The sequence below is a fragment of the Streptococcus australis genome, from assembly GCF_003943615.1.
Lineage (GTDB): Bacteria > Bacillota > Bacilli > Lactobacillales > Streptococcaceae > Streptococcus > Streptococcus australis_C.
In genome coordinates this window covers 84,992-110,779 of record NZ_RJPZ01000002.1, presented here as the reverse complement: position 1 = coordinate 110,779, position 25,788 = coordinate 84,992, and the positions used below count along the sequence as shown (strand labels likewise).

Here is a 25,788-nt window from a genome sequence, read left to right as displayed (position 1 = left end):
TTGTTCATGAAGCGAAAAGTATATTGGAAAGATCTATGTCATTCCTTTACCAGTTCCAAAGGGCGCTTTTTGTCCATTTTAACGCTGATGATGCTGGGTAGCTTAGCCCTGGTCGGTTTAAAAGTAACGACTCCAAATATGCATCGGACTGCCCAGCGCTTTATAGACCAACAAGAAATGTTGGACCTAGCTGTCATGGGAGATCTTGGTTTGGATAAGACTGACCAAGAAGAGCTACAAGGATTGACGGGGGCCAGCTTGGAGTTTTCCTACCTGACAGATGTGACGCTTGACGGAAAGGACGAAGCTGTTCGACTTTTTTCCATTCCAGAAACCATCTCACGCTTTCAGCTGGCTTCAGGACGGCTTCCGCAGAAGGAAGATGAGGTCGCTCTAGCAGCGTTTTGGAAAGATCGTTACCAGATTGGGGATCAGCTAAGGATACATGAAAAAGCTGGAAGTCCATCTGTTCTAAAGACAAAAAACTATCGAATAGTTGGGTTTGTAAAGTCTGCTGAGATGTGGTCCGAAAAAGACTTGGGACAAGCTAGGAGTGGGAGTGGTTCCTTGGATGCCTATGGTGTCCTCTCAAAAGAAGCCTTTACTAGTCCTGTTTATAGCCTTGCTCGGATTCGGTTTGATGATTTGAGGGGGCTCAATCCATTCTCAACTAGCTACCAAGATCGTTTGGCCTCCCATCAAAAGGACCTGGAAAAGCTCCTAGCTGGAAATGGTCAGGAGCGCTATCGAAAGCTGCAGGCTGATGGGAAACAAAAGATCCAAAAAGGGCAAGAAGAACTTGATGCTGCAAACAAACAGTTAGTAGAAGCGCGCGAAAAGGCAGGTCAAGTACAGACACAATTGACGGAGCAATCCAATAAACTGAATCAACTGTCTACACTCTTACCCAAGGAAGAACTAGAAACAAGGCGACTCGAGTTGGCAGAAGCTCAAAAGCAACTAGATCAGCAATTGGTCAACATTCAGACAGGTGAATCGGAACTAGCAACTAAACAGAAGGACCTGGAAAAGGCCAAGGAAGATCTGAAAAATCTAGAACAACCAAACTATCATGTCTATGATCGAAAAACCATTCCAGGTGGCCAGGGTTACCTCATGTATAGTAATGCCAGTGCCAGTATCTCCGCCGTAGGCAATCTATTTCCTGTGGTACTCTACGCAGTCGCTGCCATGGTCACGTTTACGACCATGACTCGTTTTGTTGATGAAGAACGGAGCCATGCGGGCTTGTTCAAAGCCTTGGGCTATCGAACGAAAGATATCTTAGCAAAGTTTCTCTTGTATGGCTTGGTTGCTGGAACAGTTGGGACAGGCATCGGAACTCTTCTCGGTCATTATGTTCTATCGGGGACCATTTCGCAAATTATTACTCAGGGGATGATCGTAGGACCAAGCCAACAGTATTTTTATTGGTCTTATAGTTTGTTAGCCTTAGGACTTTCTCTCCTTTCTAGTGTCTTTCCAGCTTATTTGGTTGCTAGAAGAGAATTGAAGGAAGAAGCCAGTAACCTCCTCCTTCCAAAACCGCCAGTTTCCGGATCCAGTATTTTGCTCGAACGGCTACCGTTTTTGTGGAAACGTCTGAGTTTCACCCAAAAGGTGACCGCTAGAAATATTTTTCGCTATAAACAGCGGATGGTGATGACCATATTTGGTGTTGCTGGTTCGGTAGCCCTTCTCTTTGCGGGTCTGGGGATTCAATCCTCAGTCGGTGGAGTACCCCAACGCCAGTTTGGGGAAATCCTCAAGTACGATATGATTCTCTCGACCAAATCCAGCCTGACAGACGAAGAGGAAGAATCCTTGAAGAAGCGCTTGAAGCAAGCAGATATAAAAGAGACAGAAGCCATTTTTACAAAACAAGTGGAGGCTTCTTATCCTTCCGGACGTGGAAAACAAAGCATGACCTTAATGGTGTCCTCTAAAGACAGCTTGGAACCTTTTATCAGTCTCCGCTCAGAAGGGGGAAGACTCGACCTATCCAATGGGGCGGTAATTACCAGCAAATTAGCGCAGCTGGCCAAGGTGGGCGTTGGAGATGACTTGCGGATAGATGGCCATACGATTAGGGTGGCTGCGATTACCGAAAATTATGTTGGCCATTTTGTCTATATGAATCAAGCGACCTATCAGAAAACCTATGGAAGAAGTGTTAAGAAGAATGCCTATTTGGTCCGATTACAGTCTTCTTCTCAGCAGTTGGTCCAGAAGGTCAGTCGGGACATGATGGAAGAAGGGGCGGTGCTTGCTGTTACGCAAAATACTTCCTTGATTTCTCTCTTCAGTTCTGTAGCCCAATCATTGAATAAGACCATGATGATTTTAGTTTTGGTATCTATTTTGCTAGCGATGGTTATTTTGTATAATTTGACCAATATCAATGTGGCAGAACGAATCCGTGAGTTATCCACCATTAAGGTATTAGGTTTTCATCATCAGGAAGTCACCCTTTATATTTATCGAGAAACCATCCTTTTATCTCTTGTTGGGATAGGATTGGGTTTGGTAGGAGGCTTTTATCTCCATCGCTTTTTGATCGCTATGATAGCCCCAGATGCCATTCTCTTTTATCCACGGGTATCTCTTGGTGTCTATCTTTATCCTATTGTTGGTGTCATTCTAATCCTAGCTATCTTAGGAATCTTGGTAAATCGCCATCTACGCAAGGTAGACATGCTGGAGGCTTTGAAATCTGTTGAATAAAAAATAAGAGAGTGGGACAGAAATCGGTCATTCGTTAGAATTCGATTTCGTCGTCCCACCTCCGCACAGTTGAGTAGGGCTATAAAAGCTGATGAAATCAGCGCAGTAGAGCCCACTCAACCACTGTGTCTTGCTCGACAATCCAAAGACAATTGAGAGGCTAGGACTTTTGTCTCAGCCTCTTTTTAAAGCTTTGGTATAATGAGAAAAGGAGAAGAGACATGATAAAAATTGCTTTGCTTTCGGATATACATGGGAATACAACTGCTTTAGAATCTGTGCTTGAAGATGCCAAGCGTGCAGGTGTAGAAGAATACTGGTTATTAGGTGATATCCTTATGCCGGGGACTGGTAGACGCCATCTCTTGAACCTTCTTGAAGAGTTGCCCATTACCGTACAGATTCTAGGAAATTGGGAAGATAGCTTGTGGCGAGCGATGAAGGGGATGCTGGATCCATCAAGGGCTAGTCACCGTTATTTGATGCGCCATTGTCAATATATCTTAGAAGAAATTCGTCCAGAAGAGATAGAGGCCATGCAAAGTCTACCAATGCAAGTGCATCGGGAAGTTTCCGGCTTAATAGTGGGTATCACTCATCATCTGCCAGACAAAAACTGGGGACGAGAATTGATCCATATAGGAGACCAGAAAGATTTTGATCGCCTTGTAACCAATCCTCCTTGTGATATAGCAGTCTATGGTCATATCCACCAACAATTTTTCCGATATGGGAGTGGAGGAGAGCTCATCTTGAATCCGGGTTCCATCGGCCAACCCTTCTTTTTGCAAGCCAATCTTCGAAAGGATCTCCGGGCCATGTATGCTATTCTAGAGTTTGATGAATCGGGTTTGAAAGATGTTGACTTTCGGCGGGTGTCCTATGACATTGAGAAAGAACTCCAACTCGCTAAGGATTTGAAACTCCCTTACTTCCAAGTTTACTATGAAAGTTTAGTCAATGGGATCCACCATACCCATAATCATGAGCTTCTACATGAAATAGCCCAGCGAGAGGGACACAATATAGAAGTAGATGCATGGTTGAGAGATTTTTTCAACTAGTGTAACAGTTGACATTACAACAAATAAGGGTATAATAGACTAAAAGAAAGAACTTTAACATCGGAAGAGTAAATGTATCTAGTTACTGATGGTTTTAGATCCAGTTTAAGACATCCCTATCTAGATGGAAGAGAGGAGTATCCATGCAAATTTCAAGTCGTTTTACCATTGGAACCCATGTATTAGTCATGATTGCTTTAAAAGGAGATTGTACCAAGGTGACCAGTGATATGATTGCTGGCAGTGTTGGGGTGAACCCGGTCATTATTCGGAAAACCTTGTCTCAATTAAAAAAGGCAGGCTTGATCCATGTAGCGCGTGGAACAGGTGGGGCCGAGATGGCCAAAGAATTGGAAGCCATTAGTTTGTTAGATATCTACCAGGCTGTTGAATGCCTTGGGAAGACTGGTCAATTATTTGGTTTCCACGAGCATCCAAATCCAGCTTGTCCGATTGGAAATAGCATCCATGGCGTTCTAGATGGGAAGCTGGAAGAGATTCAGCTAGCCATGGAAAAGGAAATGGCTCAGACCAGCCTCAAAGAAGTGGTGGAGCAAACCAAGAAACAAATGAAGCTAGCAACCGTTTCTTGATTTGAGTCTGTAAGAAACTTGATGTAAAAAAGCCTTTCAGTATAGACTGAAAGGCTTTTTGTGTTCATTGAGTAAAATAGCAACACTCCTTCTAGCTTTACTTCACTAGGGCTACGAAGCTGACTAGAATAAATCCCATTGCAAAAATCCAAGTCCAATAACGGTTGGGAATGAACATGAAGGAAGAACGATCGCGGAAAGCAATGCGTTGCCCGGTTTCCTCATCAATCATATACCGCACTTGATCGGAAACAAATTTCTTTGTTAGCAAATAATTGACTGCTGCAGCAAGAATCCCCAACATAGATCCTAAGATGATACTATCTGTACTCTTATTTACATTAAGATGCAGGAAGGAATAAATCATATTCGCCAAAGCTCCTCCAATCATAAGAGCAAGGGGAACGAGCAAGCCTTTGCCACGCCAAACAATCATACAACAATCTCCTTAGTTTCTAACTTAATCAAAATAGAGCAAGTCTTTGCTGGTTTCGGTAAAGAGGCCAAAGCCATCTTTTGTGACATAGCCACAGTCTTCAATCCGAACTCCGACTTTTCCAGGGATGTAGATGCCTGGTTCGACTGAGAAGCACATGCCTTCTTCGATGACCATGTCATTTCCTTCCATGATAGAAGGGAATTCATGCACATCCATTCCGATACCGTGTCCGAGGCGGTGGTTGAAGTATTCGCCGTAACCTGCTTTTTCAATGACGCTGCGGGCAGCACGGTCTACTTCATGCGCGGTCACACCTGGTTTGATCATATCTAGGGCAGCCTGTTGAGCTTCTAAGGTTAGATGGTAGATTTCTTTTTTGAAGTCATCTGGTTTTCCAACCGCAACGGTTCGCGTCATATCTGAAGCATAGCCATTCACCATACAGCCCAAGTCGAAGAGAAGAAGAGCATCTTTTTCAATTTTGTTGCTTCCTGGGATGCCATGAGGGTTAGCTGCATTGTTACCAGTCAAGACCATAGTTTCAAAGCTCATTTCATAGCCCAAGCGTTTGATGCCAAAGTCGATTTCTGCCACGATATCAGTCTCGGTTTTATCTAGAGAGATGGCGTCAAATCCCATATTGACAGCCTTATCCGCATATTGACCAGCGACTAACATCTTTTGGATCTCATCAGCAGATTTAATCAAGCGCATGCGGTTGATCCGAGGGCTGAGATTGGTAAATGTTGCTTGTTCAAAGACTGAACGAAGTCCATGGTACTTGGTCAAAATCAAATTATCAAACTCCAAAGCGACCTTTTTGGCTTCTGGATTAGCGCTAGCCCCTTTGATTTTTTCCCAAGGATTTTCAGAATCCACGTACCCTACCACTTGGAAATCCACAACTGCAGTCGCCCGTTCTACCTCAAGAGCAGGGACAAAAAGAAGTGGTTCATGGTCTGGATAAACGAACAAGAAGAGCTGACGCTCGTGAGGATCACTGTAAAATCCAGTTAGGTAATTGATGGTGACAGGATCGGATACAACAGCAACATCCGTTTTTTCGGTTTCAAGAAATGCTACAATTTGATCTAATTTAAACATAAGCTACCTTCTTTCTATTGATAATATTTTGTCAGATTTTCCCTAAAAAATCAAGAGTTTGCAAAAAGATGTTAAAATGCTTGAAAGTGTTTACAATAAGTGATAAAATAGTTGTTATAGAAGACTGAAAACGAAATTTTCAATAAAGAAAGGAAGTAATATGAATACAGACGATACTGTAACCATTTACGACGTTGCCCGAGAGGCGGGTGTCTCAATGGCGACTGTTAGCCGTGTCGTGAACGGAAATAAGAACGTTAAGGAAAATACTCGTAAAAAAGTATTGGAAGTCATTGAACGTTTGGACTATCGTCCGAATGCAGTAGCTCGTGGACTTGCGAGTAAGAAAACCACAACGGTAGGTGTTGTGATTCCAAATATTACCAATAGTTATTTCTCTACTCTGGCAAAGGGGATCGATGACATTGCTGAAATGTACAAGTACAACATCGTCCTTGCCAACAGCGATGAAGACGATGATAAAGAAGTTTCTGTTGTCAATACTCTTTTCTCAAAACAGGTCGATGGGATTATCTTCATGGGTTATCACTTGACAGAAAAGATTCGTTCAGAATTCTCTCGTTCTCGGACACCGGTGGTCCTTGCTGGGACAGTTGATGTCGAACATCAATTGCCAAGTGTCAATATCGATTACAAGCAAGCGACAGTAGACGCGGTTACACTATTGGCTAAACGAAATAAAAAGATTGCTTTTGTAAGTGGACCATTAGTAGATGATATCAACGGTAAGATTCGCTTGGCTGGCTACAAAGATGCTTTGAAAGCAAAAAAATTGTCTTACAGTGAAGGCTTGGTCTTTGAGTCTAAGTACCGCTATGAAGAAGGCTATAACTTGGCTGAACGCATCATTGCATCTAAAGCAACAGCAGCCTTTGTAACTGGGGATGAATTGGCAGCAGGTTTGCTTAATGGTCTAGCTGATCAAGGTGTGAACGTACCGGAAGATTTTGAGTTGATTACCAGTGATGATTCACAAATTACACGCTACACTCGTCCAAATCTTTCGACTGTTGGCCAACCACTTTATGATTTGGGGGCTATCAGTATGCGGATGCTGACAAAAATTATGCATAAGGAAGAATTGGAAGAAAGAGAAGTTCTTCTTGCCCATACCATCAATCATCGTGGAACTACGAAGAAGTAAAAATCAAAGGAAGCCAAGGCTTCCTTTTTCTTGTCTCTGCATGAATCTCCGGTAAAACTTGAAGGGGTCTGCTAAATTAGGTATAATAGAGGGTATGAAAGTATTACTGTATTTAGAAGGAAAATCCGTTTTACAAAAATCGGGGATTGGTCGAGCTCTCCAACACCAGATGCATGCCTTGGATTTGGCTGGAATCCCCTACACCACAGATATTTTAGGAGACTACGATGTCGTTCATATTAATACCTATGGTCCTCGGAGTTTGTTGCTATTGCATGCTGCCAAACGTCGAGGGAAAAAGGTCATTATGCATGGACATTCCACACGGGAAGATTTCCAAAATTCATTTATTGGGTCCAATTTGTTTGCTCCTTTATTTGGCAAATATTTGGCTCATATGTATAAAAAAGCCGATTTTATTATTACCCCTTCAGAGTATTCGAAACAACTGATTCAGTCCTACGGGGTCAAGACTCCAATTGTCGCTGTTTCTAATGGGATTGATTTGTCTAAATATAAAAAAGATCCCAAAAAAGAAGAGGTTTTTCGGAAGCACTTTAATATCCAAGAAGGAGAGAAGGTCGTTTTATGTGCGGGTCTCTACTTTAGACGAAAAGGGATTGAAGACTTTGTAGAAGTGGCTCGTCGGATGCCAGATGTCCGCTTTATTTGGTTGGGATCGATTAATAAATGGTTAATCCCTCGGGCTATTCGTCGTCTGGTCGAGAAAGATCATCCGAGCAATGTTGAATTCCCTGGCTATTTTAAGGGAGCTGTATTCCAAGGGGCCATGACAGGTGCGGATGCCTTCTTCTTCCCATCTTATGAGGAAACGGAAGGGATTGTTGTCCTAGAGGCCTTAGCGGGTCACCAGCATGTCGTCCTCCGGGATATTCCAGTTTATCATGGTTGGGTGGACCAAGAGTCGGCAGAATTGTGTCATTCAGTGGATGAGTTTGTGGACTCTCTTGAAAAAGTCTTGTCTGGTCAAGTGGACAAGCGCGATGCAGGGGATCGAGTCGCTCAAAGTCGCTCAATTGATTTGGTAGCGGATCAACTAGTGAAAGCCTATCAGCAAGTATTGGAGATGTAATATGCGTATTGGATTATTTACAGATACTTATTTTCCGCAGGTATCGGGGGTTGCGACCAGTATTCGAACCCTTAAAACAGAATTGGAGAAGTTGGGACATACTGTTTTTATCTTTACGACGACGGATAAGGATGTCAACCGCTATGAGGACTGGCAAATTATCCGCATTCCAAGTATCCCTTTCTTTGCTTTTAAGGATCGGCGGATTGCTTATCGCGGCTTTACCAAGGCTTTGGCCATTGCCAAACAATACAAACTGGATATGATCCATACACAGACGGAGTTTTCTTTAGGACTACTCGGGGTTTGGATTGCAAAGGAGCTTCGGATTCCAGTGATTCATACCTATCATACCCAGTATGAAGATTATGTGCGTTATATTGCCAAGGGGATGGTTATCCGACCAAGTATGGTCAAATACATTGTTCGTGGTTATATGAATGACTTGGATGGGGTCATCTGCCCGAGTGAGATTGTCTATGACCTCTTGCTGAACTATAAGGTCAAGGCTGAAAAACGGATTATTCCGACAGGAATTGAGCTGGCGAAGTTTGAACGACCTGAAATCACACAAGTGGAAACGCAAGCCCTTCGTGAAAAATTAGGGATTCAAGAGGGTGAAATCATGCTCTTGAGCTTGTCACGGGTTTCTTACGAGAAAAATATCCAAGCCGTTATTGCGGCCTTGCCTAAAGTGTTAGAAGAAAATGCGCATATTAAATTGATTGTGGCTGGAGATGGGCCTTATCTGGATGATTTAAAAAAACAAGCGACCAAGCTTGGTGTATCAGATGCGGTCGTCTTCACAGGGATGATTCCACCAAATGAAACAGCTCTTTACTATAAGGCGGCAGATTTCTTCATTTCAGCTTCGACTAGTGAGACGCAAGGCTTGACCTATTTGGAGAGTATCGCTAGTGGGACACCCCTAATTGCTCAAAGTAATCCTTACTTAGATAATGTGATCAATGATCGGATGTTCGGAATCTTGTATGACCAGGAAGAAGATTTGGCAGCAGCTATTTTAGAAGCGACCTTAGCCACACCAGAAAAGGATGAGGCTAAGTGGGAGGAAAAGCTTTATGAAATTTCTTCGACAAACTTTGGTCGCAGGGTCTATGAGTTCTATCTGGATGCCATTATTTCGAAAGATTTTTATAATGAACGTCATCCTGAGGAAAGCCGTACCAAACGGGTGACCAAGTCCATTGTGAAAATTCCACAAAAGGTCATCGCTATGCCTGTGAATGGGTCTGTGAGAATCATGAAGGGTTCCTTTAAACAGGTGAAAAAGATTCGCAATATTACCAAGTTATTGGATTAGAGTAAATCAAATCAGTAAGAGGATCAAAAGAAGGACCTCTTACGGATGAGAGGCTTTTTCCTCTTGCAAAATATTTCAATCGTGCTATAATACTAGTCAGAGACATATCAAATCTAGGAAATCTGAAAGAGAGCGCGTGGGGCTGGAAATCGCGTAGAGGATAGGTTTGGGACTACTCGGTGAACTTTTTATGCAAACATAAAACGGTGGCCACGTTAGAGCCAATCAGAGGTGTTCCTCTTTTTTGAGGAACATAAATGAAGGTGGAACCACGTTGCGACGTCCTTTTTAGGATGTCGCTTTTTTGTTTTTTTGATGAAGAAATCAAAAAGAGTTTCACTATAACTAAGATATTTAAAAATTTATAAGGAGAAGATTATGATTAAGATTACTTTCCCAGATGGCGCTGTTCGTGAATTCGAATCTGGCGTGACTACTTTTGACATTGCCCAATCCATCAGCAATTCCCTAGCTAAAAAAGCTCTTGCTGGTAAATTCAACGGCAAATTGATTGATACCACTCGTGTTATCACCGAAGACGGGAGCATCGAAATTGTGACACCTGATCACGAAGACGCCCTTCCAATCTTGCGTCACTCAGCGGCTCACTTGTTTGCCCAAGCCGCTCGTCGCCTCTTCCCAGATATCCACTTGGGTGTCGGTCCAGCGATCGAAGATGGTTTCTACTACGATACTGACAATGAAGCTGGTCAAATCTCTAACGAAGACCTTCCTCGTATCGAAGAAGAAATGCAAAAAATCGTTAAGGAAAACTTCCCATCTATCCGTGAAGAAGTGACTAAAGACGAGGCGCGTGAAATCTTCAAGAACGACCCATACAAATTGGAATTGATTGAAGAGCACTCAGAAGACGAAGGTGGGTTGACCATCTACCGTCAAGGTGAATACGTAGACCTTTGCCGTGGCCCACACGTCCCATCAACAGGCCGTATCCAAATCTTCCACCTTCTCAATGTAGCAGGTGCTTACTGGCGTGGAAATAGCGACAATGCTATGATGCAACGGATCTACGGTACAGCTTGGTTTGACAAGAAAGACTTGAAGAACTACCTTCAAATGCGTGAAGAAGCTAAAGAACGTGACCACCGTAAACTTGGTAAAGAGCTTGACCTCTTCATGATTTCTCAAGAAGTTGGACAAGGTTTGCCATTCTGGTTGCCAAATGGTGCTACTATCCGTCGTGAATTGGAACGCTACATCGTCGACAAGGAGTTGGCTTCTGGCTACCAACACGTTTACACTCCACCACTTGCTTCTGTAGAACTTTACAAGACTTCTGGTCACTGGGATCATTACCAAGAAGATATGTTCCCAACTATGGATATGGGAGACGGTGAAGAATTTGTCCTTCGTCCAATGAACTGCCCACACCACATTCAAGTCTTCAAACACCATGTTCACTCATACCGTGAATTGCCAATCCGTATCGCTGAAATCGGAATGATGCACCGCTATGAGAAATCAGGTGCTCTGACTGGTCTTCAACGGGTGCGTGAAATGTCTCTCAACGACGGTCACCTCTTTGTGACTCCAGAACAAATCCAAGAAGAATTCCAGCGTGCTCTTCAATTGATTATTGATGTATATGGGGACTTCAACCTAAACGAATACCGCTTCCGCCTCTCTCTTCGTGACCCTCAAGATACTCACAAATATTTTGATAACGATGAGATGTGGGAAAATGCCCAAACCATGCTTCGTGCTGCTCTTGATGAAATGGGCGTGGACTACTTTGAAGCAGAAGGGGAAGCAGCCTTCTACGGACCAAAATTGGATATTCAGGTGAAGACTGCCCTTGGTAAAGAAGAAACTCTTTCTACTATCCAGCTTGACTTCTTGCTTCCAGAACGCTTCGACCTTAAATACATCGGAGCTGATGGTGAAGAACACCGTCCAGTGATGATTCACCGTGGGGTTATCTCAACTATGGAGCGCTTCACAGCTATCTTGATTGAAAACTACAAGGGTGCCTTCCCAACATGGCTGGCACCACACCAAGTAACTCTTATTCCAGTTTCGAACGAAAAACATGTGGATTACGCTTGGGAAGTGGCGAAGAAACTTCGTGATCGTGGGGTTCGTGCAGACGTGGATGAACGCAATGAAAAAATGCAGTTCAAGATCCGTGCTTCACAAACAAGCAAGATTCCTTACCAATTGATCGTTGGTGACAAGGAAATGGAAGACGGAACTGTCAATGTTCGTCGCTATGGACAAAAAGAAACAAACACTGTGTCAGTAGATGAGTTTATAGCAGCTATCCTAGCTGATATCGCCAACAAATCTCGTGTTGAGAAATAAAACGATAAAACCTGGGATAAAAATTCCAGCTACCTAAAAAAGAGGTTGGGACAAAAGATCCCGACCTCAGTTTTTATTAGTAATCAAACTTTGACGCGGTAGCTGATTGAACTTTTTGTTCGTCTTTTAGACTTCAAAAAGCTCCTAATCATCCTTGCGGGGCTGGGACTAAGAAATCGAGACTTTATCTATCGATTTCTGTCCCACCGCCTTTTTATATTTTGTTTAACCTGAGCTAGTAGTGATTGGTCAAACCACCACAAATAGTATCCTCATCAACAATCCTTTCTATCCATTAACTTTTGGATATAGGATATCCCCCAAGATTTGCTTCCATGAGTTAGATAAGTTGACTATCCTCAATCCTTGTCTGCCTCATTTTCTTTTACGAGATCGTTTTGTGAATCTTTTTCAGAGAGTTTTTGATCGATATACTTGTCAATGTTTTCGTAAAATTCCTTGGTCGCCTCACTATCTAATTTTGTCGAATTATGGACTTGATTGACTTTCAATTGAACAGATTCAATACCGTAAGAGGCTTGTTTTTGGCGAATGGTTTCTAATTCTTCTTCTGAAATCGGATCTCCAACAACCGTCAAGACCAATTCATTATTCCTTGACTTGTAGACTTGATTAATGACCGTATGATTAGCGAATTCTTTTCCTACAAACTGTTTGATCCCTTCTTTTCGCGCTTGATCCATCGTCAGAGTGACTGCTGAATAGCTGGCTGGAAGGATCAATAATACAATCAAGGATATCAACCCAATTTTCATTTTAATGTTTAGCTCATTAAATGAACTTAAGGGAGATTTTCTCATCAAAATTCTTGTTCCAACAATGTTGATTAGCATGATAAAGACACAGTTGATCAAGAAAAGATAGAGAGCTCCAAATAAGAATCGTACATTTCCATTAGCTAAACCATAACCTGCAGTACAGATAGGTGGCATTAGAGCAGTTGCAATGGCTACTCCTGGCACGATATTGTTTGCTTCTTTTTTCCTTGAACCAATAAAACCTGCTATCCCACCAGCAATAGCAATGAGAACATCCCAAATGGTTGGAGATGTTCGTGCAATCAACTCGCTACTTGCATAAGATAAGGGAGAAATCCAGAAATATAGAGTAGAGACAAGCAAACTGACCAATACTTGAGTAAATAAAACCTCTAGAGATTGCTTGATTAAACGCGTATCAAAAATAGCTAAACCAAACCCCAGTCCAACAATCGGTGTCATAAGAGGGGAAATCAGCATGGCTCCAATAATGACAGCTGTTGAATTCGTATTTAGACCTATAGAGGCAATAAAAATCGCACACATCAAAATCACTGTATCTCTTAATCGAACATGAAGGTCATCATATAGTTTCTCGCGGAATTCACGTGTTGAATAGTTTCTGGTCATTGGTTACTCCTTTTATTTCATATAATCTTGTTTCTGCCTGGATGATGGTAGAGAGACTTATGTCCAATTTGACATATTTTTAGTTCTCATTTGTAATTCTTTTGAACATTATCTTTTAAATATCCATCAATCCATCCTTAACATTATATCAAAAATTTTACAGCCTTTTCTGAAGAAATCTATCAATTGAACAGATAGAGAAAGTCAGAAATTTTAGATTCCTTATTCAAAGAAGGAAGAACGGTATGTCCTCTGAAAGAAGATACCGTTTTAATGATTAAACATGATGAGTGTGTTGCAACAATCCTAGGTGATATCGCCAACAAATCCCGTGTTGAAAAATAACAGATAGAAAAGCTAGGCTTCAAACCTAGCTTTTTTGTGGATTGAAAATAATTATTCAAGCACTATTTTAGTGACTTCTATGTTGTTATTATCATTTTTTCTATTGCACAACCTTTTTCTTTCTCTTTCTTTACAAATCAAAGTATAACTCCCATTTTTCAAAGAAATTTGCTATAATGAAAGGACAGAGATTTGAAGAAGCAAAGAAAAAATAGAAGTAGGTACATGTATGAAGAAAATTCTTGTTGTAGATGATGAAAAGCCGATTTCGGATATTATAAAATTCAATATGGCCAAAGAAGGCTATGAAGTCTTGACTGCCTTCGATGGAAAAGAAGCACTGGCTATTTTTGAAGCTGAGAGCCCAGATATTTTGATCTTGGACCTCATGCTTCCTGAAATTGATGGTTTGGAAGTAGCACGTACCATTCGAAAGACCAGTAATGTGCCGATTATTGTCTTATCTGCAAAAGATACAGAATTTGATAAGGTCATCGGTCTTGAAATTGGTGCGGATGACTATGTGACTAAGCCATTCTCAAATCGTGAGCTTCAAGCTCGCGTAAAAGCTTTATTGCGTCGGACAGAACTAACGGTAGAATCACAGACAGAGTCTACATCAGATTCAGATATTGTGATTGGTGATTTGAAAATCATTCCGGATGCCTTCCTTGCTCAGAAAAAAGGCAAAGAGCTCGAGTTGACCCATCGCGAATTTGAGCTGCTCTATCACTTGGCAACCCATGTAGGCCAAGTCATGACCCGTGAGCATTTGCTGGAAACAGTCTGGGGCTACGATTATTTTGGAGATGTTCGGACAGTGGACGTAACGATTCGACGTTTGCGTGAAAAAATCGAAGATATTCCAGGCCGTCCGGAGTATATTTTAACGCGCCGCGGTGTCGGTTACTATATGAGAAACAATGATTAATCACATCAAAGAAGTCATGACCTCTTATAATTTTGTTTTTATATTACTCACTCTTGGATTTATTATCGTGGTGGCCTTGCTGATTCTAGAAAATCGTCGGGATAACATGAAGCTACGCCTGTTGAATGATAAAATTAAGAGTTTGATTGCTGGAGAATATTCAGATATTATTGATTTACAAGGAGGTCCTGAATTGACAGAGATTTCCAACAGTATCAATGATTTATCAGAAGTTATCCGTTTGACGCATGAAAATTTGGAGCAAGAAACCAAGCGCTTGACCAGTATTCTTTCCTATATGACAGATGGGGTTTTAGCGACCAATCGTCGTGGGCAGATTATCCTAGTCAATGAAATGGCTGCCAAACAACTTAATGTCGTGGTCGAAGAGGTCATGAACATCAGTATTCTGGATTTGCTTGGTATTAGTGAAGAGTATGAACTGCGAGACTTGATTACCAATGTTCCAGAATTGACGATCGATTCGCAGGATGAAAATGGGGAGTACATCTCTTTACGGGTTCGCTTCGCCTTGATTCGGAGAGAATCTGGTTTTATTTCTGGTCTAGTTGCCGTTTTGCATGACACAACCGAACAGGACAAGGAAGAGCGGGAACGTCGTTTATTCGTATCCAACGTTAGTCATGAACTCCGAACCCCACTGACCAGTGTCAAATCCTACTTGGAGGCCTTGGATGACGGAGCGATTTCCGAGCCAGTTGCACCGGAATTTGTTAAAGTATCTTTGACAGAGACCAACCGGATGATGCGGATGGTGACGGATTTATTGAGTCTTTCACGGATCGATAATGAAACCAGTCAATTAGATGTTGAATTGACTAACTTTACAGCCTTTATCACCTTCATTTTGAACCGCTTCGATAAGATGAAGAACCAGGCTGGAGAGAAGAAATATGATATTGTTCGTGATTATCCTATTTCTCCTGTCTGGGTTGAAATTGACACAGATAAGATGACGCAGGTTTTAGACAATATCTTAAATAACGCTATTAAATATTCCCCAGATGGTGGGGAAATTCGTGTGGGGATGAAAACAACGGATGCCCAGTTGATTATTTCGATTTCAGATGAGGGATTAGGGATTCCTAAAAAGGACCTTCCTCGTATTTTTGACCGCTTTTATCGCGTGGATAAGGCACGTAGTCGCGCCCAGGGTGGGACTGGTTTAGGACTTGCCATTGCGAAGGAAATTATCAAGCAGCACAAAGGATTTATTTGGGCCAAGAGTGAATATGGAAAAGGTTCTACTTTCACGATTGTTCTACCATATGATAAAGATGCTATCCTGGATGATGGATGGGATAATGAAGGTGAATAAGAAAACAAATGGATGAAAAAGGGTTTAAGTATAGTATTTTAGCTTCGGGTTCGAGTGGTAATTCATTTTACCTAGAGACACCTAAGAAAAAAATTCTAGTAGATGCAGGCTTGTCCGGGAAGAAGATTACAGGTTTGCTTGCAGAAATTGATCGAAAACCCGAAGATCTTGACGCTATTTTGATTACACATGAACATTCAGATCACATTCATGGTGTTGGTGTACTAGCTCGTAAATACGGGATGGACCTATACGCCAATGAAGCTACATGGAAGGCCATGGAGGGAAGCAAGTACCTTGGGAAGGTTGATGACTCCCAGAAACATCTTTTTGAAATGGGCAAGACCTTAACCTTTGGAGATTTGGATGTAGAAAGTTTTGGTGTCAGCCATGATGCTGCGGCTCCACAGTTCTATCGTTTCATGAAGGATGGAAAGAGTTTTGTCATGCTGACAGATACAGGTTATGTTAGCGATCGGATGGCAGGAATTGTTGAAAATGCGGATGGTTATTTGATTGAGTCCAACCATGATGTGGAAATCCTACGGGCAGGCTCTTACGCCTGGCGATTAAAGCAACGGATCTTATCCGATTTGGGTCACCTCTCTAATGAAGATGGTGCAGATGCCATGATTCGGACCCTAGGCAATAAGACCAAGAAAATTTATCTGGGCCACTTATCCAAGGAAAACAATATCAAGGAATTGGCCCATATGACCATGGTCAATCAATTGGCTCGAGCAGATTTGGCAGTAGGTCATGATTTTGAAGTGTTGGATACATCTCCGGATACAGCGACTCCGTTAGTAGATATCTAAAAGATAAAAAGAGGCTGGGACAAAAGTTCCAGCTTCTCAATTGTCTTTGGATTGTCGAGTAAGACGGAGTGGTTGAGTGGGCTCTACTACGCTGAATTCATCAGCTTTTACAGCCCTACTCAACTGTGCGGAGGTGGGACGACGCAATCGAATTCTAACGAATGACCGATTTCTGTCCCACTCTCTTTTCGGTCAGTATTCTAGGTTGGAAATGAATGGAAGAATAGGAGCAGTTAGTTTGAAATATGTGTATATGACAGTGGGGTTTATTTCCTTAGGACTAGGGATTATTGGGATTCCTTTACCGATTTTACCTACGACCCCGTTTCTTTTATTAGCCATGGCTTGTTTTGCAAAAAGTTCTCAACGATTTGAAAACTGGTTACATGGGACCAAGTTGTACCAAACGTATGTAGCAGATTATCGGGAAACAAAGTCGATCTCTAAGAAGCGGAAAAAACGAATTATCCTACAAATTTACCTTTTGATGGGGATTTCCATTTACCTGGCTCCACTCTGGTTTGTGAAAGTAGGCCTAGTGGGATTAACTATTTTTATAAGCTATTATTTGTTCAAAGTGATTCCGGATAAAGAAGAATGAGATAAAGAAAGAATAGCCCATAAATCCTATCGTGAAAACAAGGGAAAGGAGTGCGATACGCACTCTTTTTGTTATTAAAAAAATAAAAATAGTTATAAAAAAAAACATTGATAACCACGGCAAACCGTGATATGATATAATCAGAAAGGAGGAAGATATGAAAACATCGGAGATTGCTGAACTAATGCTAGCAACTGGAGCCTTATTAACAGGGATCGCAAGTGTTATCATAGCAATAAAAAAAGAGCCAAAAGAACGCAAGCCACGCAAAGAAAAGCGGTTCAAGTAAGGCTCTGGTAGGTTGGGGCGAAATCCCCTTAGACCTGCCATGATTATATCATATCAGACAGAAAAATGAAATATTTACTTATTTTCCTATTCGTATTTTTTATATTTCTAATAATTTTAAAAGACAAATAAAAGTAAAAGTGAGTGGTTAGATGAGAGAGCAGATAGAAAAATTATTAAAAAGTGAAATAAGTACCAGCGCAATTGCTAAAGGTGCAGGCGTTCCTTGGTCCACGGTGGCAGACCTTAGAAAAGGAAAAACTAGTATGGATAAAGTGGCCCTACTTACAGCCGAAAGATTATATGATTTTGCTGAAGCATTAGGAATAAATCAATATTAATAGTTCGTGAACTTTCTGAAAAATCAAAGATTTCAAAAAAAAAACAACTCTTTATGTGTTGTTTTTTTGTTATAACGACAATTATTGAGATTGTCTATTATAACGGACAAAATAAAAAAAAGCCTTCAGGCTCATTTTCTCAATTAAGCGGGCAATGAATACGAAATTGAATACATCTTTTTTTATTGATAGAAATTAATGGAAACTATAATTTCTAAAAAATATTTGTTTTACAACTGATGGCAATCAATCAGTATTTAATGGTAAGCATAAATTGTTTTTGGTATAATAGAGGGGTGTATCTTTTGGACGAAATGAGTCATAAGCTTTGATCCAGATGCATAAATGAAGAAAGAAAGTAGTAATGTGATGCAAGCCTTATATAACCTTCTTGCTGAGAAATTTCGGCTGACTTTTGACGATACAGAATTGTTGGAAACAGCTTTTACACATACCTCATATGCGAATGAGCATCGCCTCTTAAAAATTTCACATAATGAACGTTTGGAATTTTTAGGAGACGCTGTTCTCCAGTTAGTGATTTCCGAATATTTATTTGCCCTCTACCCAAGCAAGCCAGAGGGGGATTTGTCAAAAATGCGTTCCATGATTGTTCGTGAGGAAAGCCTGGCAGGTTTTTCCCGTGATTGTGGCTTCGATCAATTTATCAAACTTGGCAAGGGAGAAGAAAAATCTGGAGGACGTAACCGAGATACCATCTTAGGAGATTTGTTTGAAGCTTTTTTAGGGGCCTTGCTCTTGGACAAGGGAGTGGAGACTGTTCGGAATTTCATTCAGCAAGTCATGATTCCTAAAGTCGAGGCAGGTCAATTTGAACAAGTGATTGACTATAAGACACGCTTGCAAGAAATCCTTCAAATCCACGGTGATGTACTGATTACCTATGAGGTGACGAGTGAGTCCGGTCCGGCACATGCTAAGGAATTTGAAGTTCAAGTGTCTGTCAATGGGAAACTAATCGGTCAAGGTCGTGGCCGGTCTAAAAAGGCTGCAGAACAAGAAGCAGCAAAAATAGCAGTGGAAAATAAGGTGGATCCCTCATGTATTTAAAGGAAATTGAGATTCAAGGATTTAAGTCTTTTGCAGATAAGACCCGGGTCATCTTTGACCAAGGGGTAACCGCAGTTGTTGGCCCTAATGGATCTGGAAAATCAAATATTACAGAAAGTCTACGCTGGGCCTTAGGGGAATCGAGTGTCAAGAGCCTACGTGGAGGCAAGATGCCGGACGTGATTTTTGCAGGGACTGAAACTCGTAAACCCTTGAATTACGCCTGTGTAACGGTAGTGCTGGATAACCGGGATGGCTTTATCAAACATGCTGCTAAGGAAATTCGAGTAGAACGCCATATCTATCGCTCGGGTGACAGTGAGTACAAGATTGATGGCAAGAAAGTCCGTTTGAGAGATATCCATGATCTCTTTATGGATACTGGACTTGGGAGAGACTCTTTCTCTATTATTTCTCAAGGGAAGATCGAGGAAATCTTCAACTCCAAACCAGAAGAGAGACGGGCTATTTTTGAGGAAGCCGCTGGGGTTCTTAAATTTAAGACGCGCCGTAAGGAAACGGAATCTAAGTTAGTCCAAACCCAGGATAATTTGGACCGTTTGGAAGACATTATTTTTGAGTTAGAGGGGCAAATCAAACCTCTTGAAAAGCAAGCGCTCGTTGCAAAACGTTTCTTAGAGTTGGATCAGCAACGCCAAGTTCTCTATTTGGATGTCTTGATCGCTCAGATTGAAGTCAATAAAAATGACTATGATCAAGCAGTCCAAGAAGAAGCCTCCATTCAGGAACAATTAAAGGCTTATTACCAGAAAAGAGAAGAGTACGAAGCAGAAAGCCTCCGATTGAAACAGAGTCGTCAGGCTCTTCAACATCAATTATCGGATGATCAGGCTAGTCTCTTAGAATTGACTCGCCTCTTAAGCGATTTAGAAAAACAAATCGAATTGGCACGTTTGGAGTCACAACAGGTCGCTCGGAGTCGTCAGGAAAATCAAGAGCGGGTCAATGCTCTGGAAGAACGCCTACAAGTTCTTCGGAATCAGTTGGAAGAAAAACAAGCCAATACAAAGAGTCTTCAAGAAGAACTCCAAAAGAGCCAAGAAGCTCTCGAAAGTCTGGAGAAAGAATTGGCCAGCTTCTCAGAAGATCCAGATCAGGTGATCGAGTATCTACGTGAAAAATACGTGGCCTTGATGCAGGATGAAGCAGAGCGGTCAAATGAATTAACAACAATTGAAAATCAATTGGAAGCTTCAGCTCAATTGTCACAAAGTAAAAAGGAAGATTACAAAAATCAAATCCAATTGGTGACAGAATTGCAGGAAAAAGAGCAAGTTGCTAAAGAGGCTTATCAACTCGCTCAAGAGCATCTGAAATACTTGCTTGAGACCTATCAGTCAGAAGCGAAACAGTTTGAGGAAGCTCGCCAGGCCTATCAAACAGGGCAAGCCAAGATGTTTGATCTACTGGATCAAAGTAAGGAGAAACAGGCTCGCATTAACAGTTTAGAAGCGATTCAAAAAAATCATAGCAATTTTTATGCAGGTGTCAAGAGTGTCCTACAAGAAGCAGCTCGTCTGGGAGGGATTGTAGGAGCTGTCAGTGAAAAACTCTCCTTCTCACCAGAGTATCAGACTGCCTTGGAGATTGCTCTAGGTGCCAGCAGTCAGCATATCATCGTAGAAGACGAAGGGGCAGCAACACGGGCGATTGAACATCTGAAGAAGAATCGCTCAGGTCGGGCAACCTTCCTTCCTCTGACCACCATCAAACCACGCTACCTAGCTGGAAAGAATCAAGAATTAATTGAAGCCTGTCCCGGTTTCCTAGGGATGGCTAGCAGTTTGGTTGATTATGATCCTTCTCTAGAGTCGATTTTCCAAAACCTCTTGGGAGTTACGGCTATTTTTGATACCATTGACCATGCCAAGGCGGCTGCTCGTAAGGTCGCCTACCAGGTTCGTATGGTGACGCTGGATGGAACCGAACTTCGCACAGGTGGTTCCTATGCAGGGGGAGCGAATCGAACCAATAATTCGATTTTTATCAAGCCTGAATTGGATCGCTTGCACCAAGAATTGGCCTCTATTCAGAAGAATTTGCGAGAAGTAGAAGGCCAGGTTCAAGAGCAACAGGAACAAGTGACCCGATCACAAGAAAAACTAGAATCTTTGAAAAGCCAAGGAGAAGGAGCTCGATTAGAAGAGCAACGTCTTCAACTAGCTTTTGAGCAAGCTCACCAGCAACTCTTGGATGCTGAAGAACTGTTAGAAGTTATCCGTACAGAGCTGGATGAAGGGAGTGACCAAGAGCTCCTCCAAAAACGGGATCACTTGCAAGCGCGACTGAAAGAAATTGAGGCAGAAAAAGAGCAGGTCACTGCGGAGATTGAAGAAGTCAAGCTCAATAAAGATGTCATTGTGGAGAAGGTAGAAAGCTTACGGGCAGCCATTGCCAAGCTCCAATTGCAGAGAACAGAACTGAAGAGTCAATTGACCTTTGACCAGACAGATATAGAACGTTTGCAACAGGAGTTGGCTTCTACTGAACGGGAAATTCAGGCCCTCCAATATGCGATCGAGCAGGGAGAGGATCGACATGAGCAAATCGATGTTTCTGTCCTTGAAAAACAACTGCAAGCAAGCCTTCAAGAAAAAACCGCTCTAGAACAAGCTGTGATCCGCAAGCAATTTGAATTGGAGGATTTGGAAGGCCAGTCAGAAGATGTAGCCGGTCATATGGAGCAAGCCCGTCGTCAAAACGAGGAGTGGATTCGCCAACAGGCCAAAGCAGAATCCAATCGTGATCGCTTGGCAGACAAATTGAATAAACTCATGTTGGCTCTGACAGACGAATTCAAGATGAGTTTTGAAGAGGCTTCTAAACAGGCCAATGAGCTCGAAAATCTAGCCCAGTCTGAGCAAGCCTTGAAAGACTTAGAAAAAGCCATTAAGGCCCTGGGACCTGTTAACATCGATGCCATCGAACAATACGATGAGGTCAAGACGCGATTTGATTTCCTTTCCGGTCAACGAGAAGATGTCTTGGCAGCGAAGAATCTTCTTCTTGAAACCATTAATGACATGAATGATGAGGTGAAAGAACGCTTTAAGTCGACATTTGAAGCAATTCGTGAATCTTTCCGGGTAACCTTTAAACAGATGTTTGGCGGAGGATCGGCAGATCTCATCCTGACGGATGGGGATCTCTTATCAGCTGGGGTCGAGATTTCTGTCCAACCACCTGGCAAGAAAATTCAATCCTTGAATTTGATGAGTGGTGGAGAAAAAGCTTTGTCAGCATTAGCCCTTCTCTTTTCGATCATTCGTGTCAAGACCATTCCATTTGTCATCTTGGATGAAGTAGAAGCGGCTCTAGATGAAGCCAATGTTAAACGGTTTGGAGATTACCTCAATCGTTTTGATAAGGAAAGTCAGTTTATTGTGGTTACCCACCGTAAGGGAACCATGGCTGCAGCAGATTCCATCTACGGAGTGACCATGCAAGAATCAGGAGTCTCTAAGATTGTATCTGTAAAACTGAAAGATATAGAAGGAATGGATAATGGAAATTAAATTAGTCGCAACAGACATGGATGGGACCTTTCTGGATGAAAATCATGAATTTGATCAAGCATTATTCCTAAAGGTGCTAAAGAAATTTCAAGAAAAAGGGATCTACTTTGCTGCAGCAAGTGGTCGGGCTCTCCTCTCTTTAAAGATAATCTTTAAAGAGGTTCAGGATCAGATTATTTTTATAGCTGAAAACGGCAGTGTTGTTGAGTTTCATGGTGAAGATGTCTATGAGGCGACCATGAGTCCTGATTTTTACCAAGCCATGTTTGCCAAGTTGCAGGAATGTCCTTATTTCGATAAAAATAAGTGCTTGTTTACAGGAAAACGCGGGAGCTATGTTCTAAAGACTGTTGATCCAGACTATCTGGTTGCTTCACAAAATTACAATGAAAACATTCAAAAGGTATCGGATTTTTCAGAAATTGATGATCTTGTCTTCAAGATGACCACTAATTTTGACCAAGAAGTGTTGGCAGAAGGTGAGGCCTGGGTTACCCAAAATGTTAAAGGGGTTAAGGCCATGACCACTGGTTATGAGTGCATTGATATTGTCTTGGATTATGTAGACAAGGGAGTAGCCATCCAAGCCCTCATGGATCAGTTGGGCATTAGTCGGGACCAAGTCCTAGCTTTTGGAGATAACCTCAATGATCTTCATATGATGCAGGTGGTTGGTCATGCGATTGCGCCAGAAAATGCCCGTCCAGAGATTTTGGAGTTGGCTGAAACAGTAGTAGGTCACCATTCGACAGGATCTATCCTTCGCTATATGGAGGAAGAACTATGAGTCATATTAAGGTTATCGCACTAGACTTAGACGGCACTCTCTTAAACTCAGAAAAGAAAATCTCCCCTCGGAATCTGGCTGCGATTCGTGCAGCACAAGAAAAAGGGGTTAAAGTGGTTTTGACCACGGGGCGTCCCCTCAAGGCCATGGATTTTCTGCTCCAAGAAATTGGGACTGCCGGCTTGTCAGATGAATTCACCATTACCTTTAATGGAGGCTTGGTACAAAAGAATACAGGAGAGATCATTGCCAAAACAGTTTTCTCTCGAGATGATGTCCTTCGGATTTATGAAGAGACAGAGGCCCTTGGTTTACCTTTGGACGCTATTAGTGAAGGGGATATTTATACACTTGCATCTGATCAAGAGTCTCTTTATCCCCTCTATAATCCTTATTTGAACTTTATTCCTGTTTCTATTGAAGATTTGTCCAGCCAGATTTCCTATAACAAGTGTGTGACAGCCTTTCATCAGGACTATTTGGATAGCGCTATTCCAAAGATTTCTCCTGAATTAGGGGAGCGTTTTGAGATTTTTAAATCGAGGGACATGCTCTTGGAATGGTGCCCCAAAGGAGTTCAAAAGGATCGAGGCTTGGAGGCCTTGGTGGAGTATTTAGGGATCGATGCTAGTCAAGTCATGGCTTGCGGTGATGAAGCCAATGATGCCAGCATGTTAAAATGGGCAGGACTCGGAATCGCTATGGCCAATGCGGTGGATGAAGTGAAGGAGATTGCCACTCTAGTCTCGGACTACACCAATGATCAAGATGCAGTCGGAAGAGCGATTGAAGAATATGTATTGAAGGAGGGTCAATAATGGGATTATTTGACCGACTATTTGGAAGAAAAGAAGAAACAAAACCACAAACCCAAGATCTTACAGAAGAGATTGGGGGAAGCGAGGAAGAAGCAAGCTCGCCAGCTGAGCCGGTATCAAATAAGCCTTCACAAAGTGATGAGGCTAAGATTTCGGCAATGGAAGCCTACTATGCTGAATTAAAAGAGCGAATGGCTGCCGAATCAGCTAGACCATCTCAAGAGTCGAAAGTATCTAGTGAAGAAGTGCCTTTAGAAGAGCTTGTAAATCAGGAAACAGCTGTCGAAGAAGAGGCACCTTCTCAAGTAGAGCAGGAAACCTCTCCTGAGGAAGTTACTGAGTCTGCTCCTAATACTGAAGATCAGACTTTAGATGCAGAAGCTCTACAAGAAGTGAGTGTTGATGAGGAGCACCCAGATTCTTCTTCAGATCTTGTCCAAGAAGCCCTGGAAGAGGAAGTTCTTGTAAGAACTGAAACAACATCTGAGACTTCAAGCCCTTTCCAAGAGTCTGACAAACTAGTTGAAGAAGAGTCTGAAGGTGTGCCAGAATTGGATGTGGTAAGGGAAGCACCAATCGTTGAAGAGGAAATACCTGAAAGTTCTGAGGAAGGAACCGAAGAGCTTGAAGTGGGATCGCCTGTAGAAGAAGCTACTAGCGAATCCGAGATTTCAGAAGAGATTGAGGAAGAATCTTTAGTAGAAGAAAGTACAAGTGAGCCAGAGATTGCTGAACCTACAGAAACGGTTCAAGAAAAATACAATCGAAGCTTGAAGAAAACTCGGACAGGCTTTGGAGCAGCACTTAATGCATTCTTTGCCAACTTCCGTTCTGTCGACGAAGATTTCTTTGAAGAGTTAGAAGAACTCTTGATTATGAGTGACGTAGGGGTCCAGGTCGCTTCGAATCTGACAGAAGAGCTCCGCTATGAAGCCCGTTTGGAAAATGCCAAGAAACCGGATGCCTTGCGTCGCGTGATCATTGAAAAATTGGTGGATCTCTACGAAAAAGATGGCCAATACAATGAGCAAATTAACTTTAAAGATGGCTTGACTGTCATGCTCTTTGTGGGAGTGAATGGCGTTGGGAAAACTACCTCTATCGGAAAATTGGCTCATAAGTACAAGAAGGAAGGGAAAAAGGTGATGTTGGTCGCAGCAGATACCTTCCGGGCAGGTGCCGTTGCGCAGTTAGCTGAATGGGGACGCCGTGTGGATGTGCCTGTTGTCATTGGTCCTGAAAAGTCAGATCCTGCAAGTGTTGTCTTTGATGGAATGGAACGGGCTGTGGCAGAGCAAGTCGATGTATTAATGATTGATACGGCTGGTCGCCTTCAGAACAAAGACAATCTGATGGCTGAATTAGAAAAAATCGGTCGCATTATCAAGCGGGTGGATCCTACAGCCCCTCACGAAACCTTCTTGGCATTAGATGCTTCCACAGGACAGAATGCTCTGGTCCAAGCCAAGGAATTCTCCAAGATCACGCCTATTACTGGAATCGTCCTCACTAAAATTGATGGAACAGCTCGAGGAGGAGTGGTCCTTGCAATCCGAGAAGAGTTGGATATTCCTGTAAAATTAATTGGTTTTGGTGAAAAAATCGATGACATCGGTGAATTCAATTCGGAAAACTTTATGCGTGGCTTGTTAGAAGGCTTGATATAAACAAAAAAC

Annotated in this window: 21 protein-coding genes; 18 read left to right on the top strand and 3 right to left on the bottom strand. The window is 42.2% G+C overall.

The genetic code is table 11. The features are described 5' to 3' along the window. Positions 1 to 6 precede the first annotated feature (6 nt). The 3 genes from D8785_RS02365 to D8785_RS02355 all read left to right on the top strand — a co-directional run bounded on the left by D8785_RS02365 (position 7) and on the right by D8785_RS02355 (position 4,381). Positions 7 to 2,724: an FtsX-like permease family protein gene (locus D8785_RS02365; protein WP_125374354.1), complete on the top strand. Its 2,718-nt coding sequence runs from the start codon at positions 7 to 9 to the stop codon at positions 2,722 to 2,724. A gap of 221 nt (positions 2,725 to 2,945) precedes the next feature. Further along, entirely contained in the window at positions 2,946 to 3,788 is an 843-nt protein-coding gene (locus tag D8785_RS02360) for a metallophosphoesterase family protein (protein ID WP_125374353.1), read from the top strand. Between the two features lie 143 nt (positions 3,789 to 3,931). Next, entirely contained in the window at positions 3,932 to 4,381 is a 450-nt protein-coding gene (locus D8785_RS02355; protein ID WP_125374352.1) for an Rrf2 family transcriptional regulator, read from the top strand. Between the two features lie 97 nt (positions 4,382 to 4,478). On the opposite strand, the gene D8785_RS02350 is transcribed toward D8785_RS02355, so the two are convergent. Together D8785_RS02350 and D8785_RS02345 are read right to left on the bottom strand one after the other, a co-directional pair. Beyond that, complete coding sequence (locus D8785_RS02350; RefSeq protein ID WP_125374351.1) at positions 4,479 to 4,817, bottom strand: hypothetical protein; 339 nt, start codon at positions 4,815 to 4,817, stop codon at positions 4,479 to 4,481. A gap of 24 nt (positions 4,818 to 4,841) precedes the next feature. Beyond that, entirely contained in the window at positions 4,842 to 5,924 is a 1,083-nt protein-coding gene (locus D8785_RS02345) for a M24 family metallopeptidase (protein WP_125374350.1), read from the bottom strand. A gap of 160 nt (positions 5,925 to 6,084) precedes the next feature. Here D8785_RS02345 and ccpA point away from each other — a divergent pair, with 160 nt between their 5' ends. The 4 genes from ccpA to thrS all read left to right on the top strand — a co-directional run bounded on the left by ccpA (position 6,085) and on the right by thrS (position 11,828). Beyond that, positions 6,085 to 7,089, top strand: a complete 1,005-nt coding sequence (ccpA, locus tag D8785_RS02340; protein WP_006595886.1) for a catabolite control protein A — start codon at positions 6,085 to 6,087, stop codon at positions 7,087 to 7,089. Between the two features lie 94 nt (positions 7,090 to 7,183). After that, positions 7,184 to 8,182 carry an LTA glycolipid anchor biosynthesis glycosyltransferase, IagA/BgsA family gene (locus D8785_RS02335; RefSeq protein ID WP_006597024.1) on the top strand — a complete coding sequence of 333 codons (999 nt, stop codon included), beginning with the start codon at positions 7,184 to 7,186 and terminating at the stop codon, positions 8,180 to 8,182. 1 nt (position 8,183) lies between these two features. After that, entirely contained in the window at positions 8,184 to 9,506 is a 1,323-nt protein-coding gene (locus tag D8785_RS02330; RefSeq protein WP_125374349.1) for a glycosyltransferase family 4 protein, read from the top strand. 378 nt (positions 9,507 to 9,884) lie between these two features. Further along, entirely contained in the window at positions 9,885 to 11,828 is a 1,944-nt protein-coding gene (thrS, locus tag D8785_RS02325; protein ID WP_125374348.1) for a threonine--tRNA ligase, read from the top strand. Positions 11,829 to 12,187: 359 nt separating this feature from the next. Here thrS and D8785_RS02320 read toward each other — a convergent pair whose 3' ends face one another. Beyond that, positions 12,188 to 13,237 carry a DUF389 domain-containing protein gene (locus D8785_RS02320; protein ID WP_023023923.1) on the bottom strand — a complete coding sequence of 350 codons (1,050 nt, stop codon included), beginning with the start codon at positions 13,235 to 13,237 and terminating at the stop codon, positions 12,188 to 12,190. A 574-nt stretch (positions 13,238 to 13,811) separates the two neighbouring features. Between D8785_RS02320 and yycF the strand changes: the two genes are divergently transcribed. The 11 genes from yycF to ftsY all read left to right on the top strand — a co-directional run bounded on the left by yycF (position 13,812) and on the right by ftsY (position 25,779). Continuing rightward, complete coding sequence (yycF, locus tag D8785_RS02315; RefSeq protein ID WP_125374347.1) at positions 13,812 to 14,513, top strand: response regulator YycF; 702 nt, start codon at positions 13,812 to 13,814, stop codon at positions 14,511 to 14,513. Further along, a complete protein-coding gene (gene vicK / locus D8785_RS02310; RefSeq protein WP_125374346.1) occupies positions 14,506 to 15,852 on the top strand; it encodes a cell wall metabolism sensor histidine kinase VicK in 1,347 nt (448 codons plus the stop codon). Before yycF ends, vicK begins: the two co-directional genes overlap by 8 nt. A gap of 8 nt (positions 15,853 to 15,860) precedes the next feature. Then, positions 15,861 to 16,670: an MBL fold metallo-hydrolase gene (locus D8785_RS02305; RefSeq protein ID WP_125374345.1), complete on the top strand. Its 810-nt coding sequence runs from the start codon at positions 15,861 to 15,863 to the stop codon at positions 16,668 to 16,670. 211 nt (positions 16,671 to 16,881) lie between these two features. Next, positions 16,882 to 17,271: a YbaN family protein gene (locus D8785_RS02295; RefSeq protein WP_398575125.1), complete on the top strand. Its 390-nt coding sequence runs from the start codon at positions 16,882 to 16,884 to the stop codon at positions 17,269 to 17,271. A 157-nt stretch (positions 17,272 to 17,428) separates the two neighbouring features. After that, a complete protein-coding gene (locus D8785_RS09830; RefSeq protein WP_260469857.1) occupies positions 17,429 to 17,560 on the top strand; it encodes a hypothetical protein in 132 nt (43 codons plus the stop codon). 151 nt (positions 17,561 to 17,711) lie between these two features. Next, positions 17,712 to 17,900: a DNA-binding protein gene (locus D8785_RS02290; protein ID WP_125374343.1), complete on the top strand. Its 189-nt coding sequence runs from the start codon at positions 17,712 to 17,714 to the stop codon at positions 17,898 to 17,900. Positions 17,901 to 18,269: 369 nt separating this feature from the next. Then, complete coding sequence (gene rnc / locus D8785_RS02285) at positions 18,270 to 18,971, top strand: ribonuclease III (RefSeq protein ID WP_125374528.1); 702 nt, start codon at positions 18,270 to 18,272, stop codon at positions 18,969 to 18,971. Continuing rightward, positions 18,962 to 22,507, top strand: coding sequence for a chromosome segregation protein SMC (gene smc / locus D8785_RS02280; protein ID WP_125374342.1), 3,546 nt, complete (start codon positions 18,962 to 18,964; stop codon positions 22,505 to 22,507). The genes rnc and smc overlap by 10 nt, the downstream gene beginning before the upstream one ends. Then, positions 22,497 to 23,294, top strand: a complete 798-nt coding sequence (locus D8785_RS02275) for a Cof-type HAD-IIB family hydrolase (protein ID WP_125374341.1) — start codon at positions 22,497 to 22,499, stop codon at positions 23,292 to 23,294. The genes smc and D8785_RS02275 overlap by 11 nt, the downstream gene beginning before the upstream one ends. Beyond that, positions 23,291 to 24,112 carry a Cof-type HAD-IIB family hydrolase gene (locus D8785_RS02270; protein ID WP_125374340.1) on the top strand — a complete coding sequence of 274 codons (822 nt, stop codon included), beginning with the start codon at positions 23,291 to 23,293 and terminating at the stop codon, positions 24,110 to 24,112. The genes D8785_RS02275 and D8785_RS02270 overlap by 4 nt, the downstream gene beginning before the upstream one ends. Next, complete coding sequence (ftsY, locus tag D8785_RS02265) at positions 24,112 to 25,779, top strand: signal recognition particle-docking protein FtsY (RefSeq protein ID WP_125374339.1); 1,668 nt, start codon at positions 24,112 to 24,114, stop codon at positions 25,777 to 25,779. The genes D8785_RS02270 and ftsY overlap by 1 nt, the downstream gene beginning before the upstream one ends. Positions 25,780 to 25,788 lie beyond the last annotated feature (9 nt).

Bases quoted from the DNA above. Each gene is read 5' to 3' on its own strand.
- D8785_RS02365 (WP_125374354.1), top strand. From the start codon at position 7: ATGAAGCGAAAAGTATATTGGAAAGATCTATGTCATTCCTTTACCAGT.
- D8785_RS02360 (WP_125374353.1), top strand. From the start codon at position 2,946: ATGATAAAAATTGCTTTGCTTTCGGATATACATGGGAATACAACTGCT.
- D8785_RS02355 (WP_125374352.1), top strand. From the start codon at position 3,932: ATGCAAATTTCAAGTCGTTTTACCATTGGAACCCATGTATTAGTCATG.
- D8785_RS02350 (WP_125374351.1), bottom strand. From the start codon at position 4,817: ATGATTGTTTGGCGTGGCAAAGGCTTGCTCGTTCCCCTTGCTCTTATG.
- D8785_RS02345 (WP_125374350.1), bottom strand. From the start codon at position 5,924: ATGTTTAAATTAGATCAAATTGTAGCATTTCTTGAAACCGAAAAAACG.
- ccpA (WP_006595886.1), top strand. From the start codon at position 6,085: ATGAATACAGACGATACTGTAACCATTTACGACGTTGCCCGAGAGGCG.
- D8785_RS02335 (WP_006597024.1), top strand. From the start codon at position 7,184: ATGAAAGTATTACTGTATTTAGAAGGAAAATCCGTTTTACAAAAATCG.
- D8785_RS02330 (WP_125374349.1), top strand. From the start codon at position 8,184: ATGCGTATTGGATTATTTACAGATACTTATTTTCCGCAGGTATCGGGG.
- thrS (WP_125374348.1), top strand. From the start codon at position 9,885: ATGATTAAGATTACTTTCCCAGATGGCGCTGTTCGTGAATTCGAATCT.
- D8785_RS02320 (WP_023023923.1), bottom strand. From the start codon at position 13,237: ATGACCAGAAACTATTCAACACGTGAATTCCGCGAGAAACTATATGAT.
- yycF (WP_125374347.1), top strand. From the start codon at position 13,812: ATGAAGAAAATTCTTGTTGTAGATGATGAAAAGCCGATTTCGGATATT.
- vicK (WP_125374346.1), top strand. From the start codon at position 14,506: ATGATTAATCACATCAAAGAAGTCATGACCTCTTATAATTTTGTTTTT.
- D8785_RS02305 (WP_125374345.1), top strand. From the start codon at position 15,861: ATGGATGAAAAAGGGTTTAAGTATAGTATTTTAGCTTCGGGTTCGAGT.
- D8785_RS02295 (WP_398575125.1), top strand. From the start codon at position 16,882: ATGAATGGAAGAATAGGAGCAGTTAGTTTGAAATATGTGTATATGACA.
- D8785_RS09830 (WP_260469857.1), top strand. From the start codon at position 17,429: ATGAAAACATCGGAGATTGCTGAACTAATGCTAGCAACTGGAGCCTTA.
- D8785_RS02290 (WP_125374343.1), top strand. From the start codon at position 17,712: ATGAGAGAGCAGATAGAAAAATTATTAAAAAGTGAAATAAGTACCAGC.
- rnc (WP_125374528.1), top strand. From the start codon at position 18,270: ATGCAAGCCTTATATAACCTTCTTGCTGAGAAATTTCGGCTGACTTTT.
- smc (WP_125374342.1), top strand. From the start codon at position 18,962: ATGTATTTAAAGGAAATTGAGATTCAAGGATTTAAGTCTTTTGCAGAT.
- D8785_RS02275 (WP_125374341.1), top strand. From the start codon at position 22,497: ATGGAAATTAAATTAGTCGCAACAGACATGGATGGGACCTTTCTGGAT.
- D8785_RS02270 (WP_125374340.1), top strand. From the start codon at position 23,291: ATGAGTCATATTAAGGTTATCGCACTAGACTTAGACGGCACTCTCTTA.
- ftsY (WP_125374339.1), top strand. From the start codon at position 24,112: ATGGGATTATTTGACCGACTATTTGGAAGAAAAGAAGAAACAAAACCA.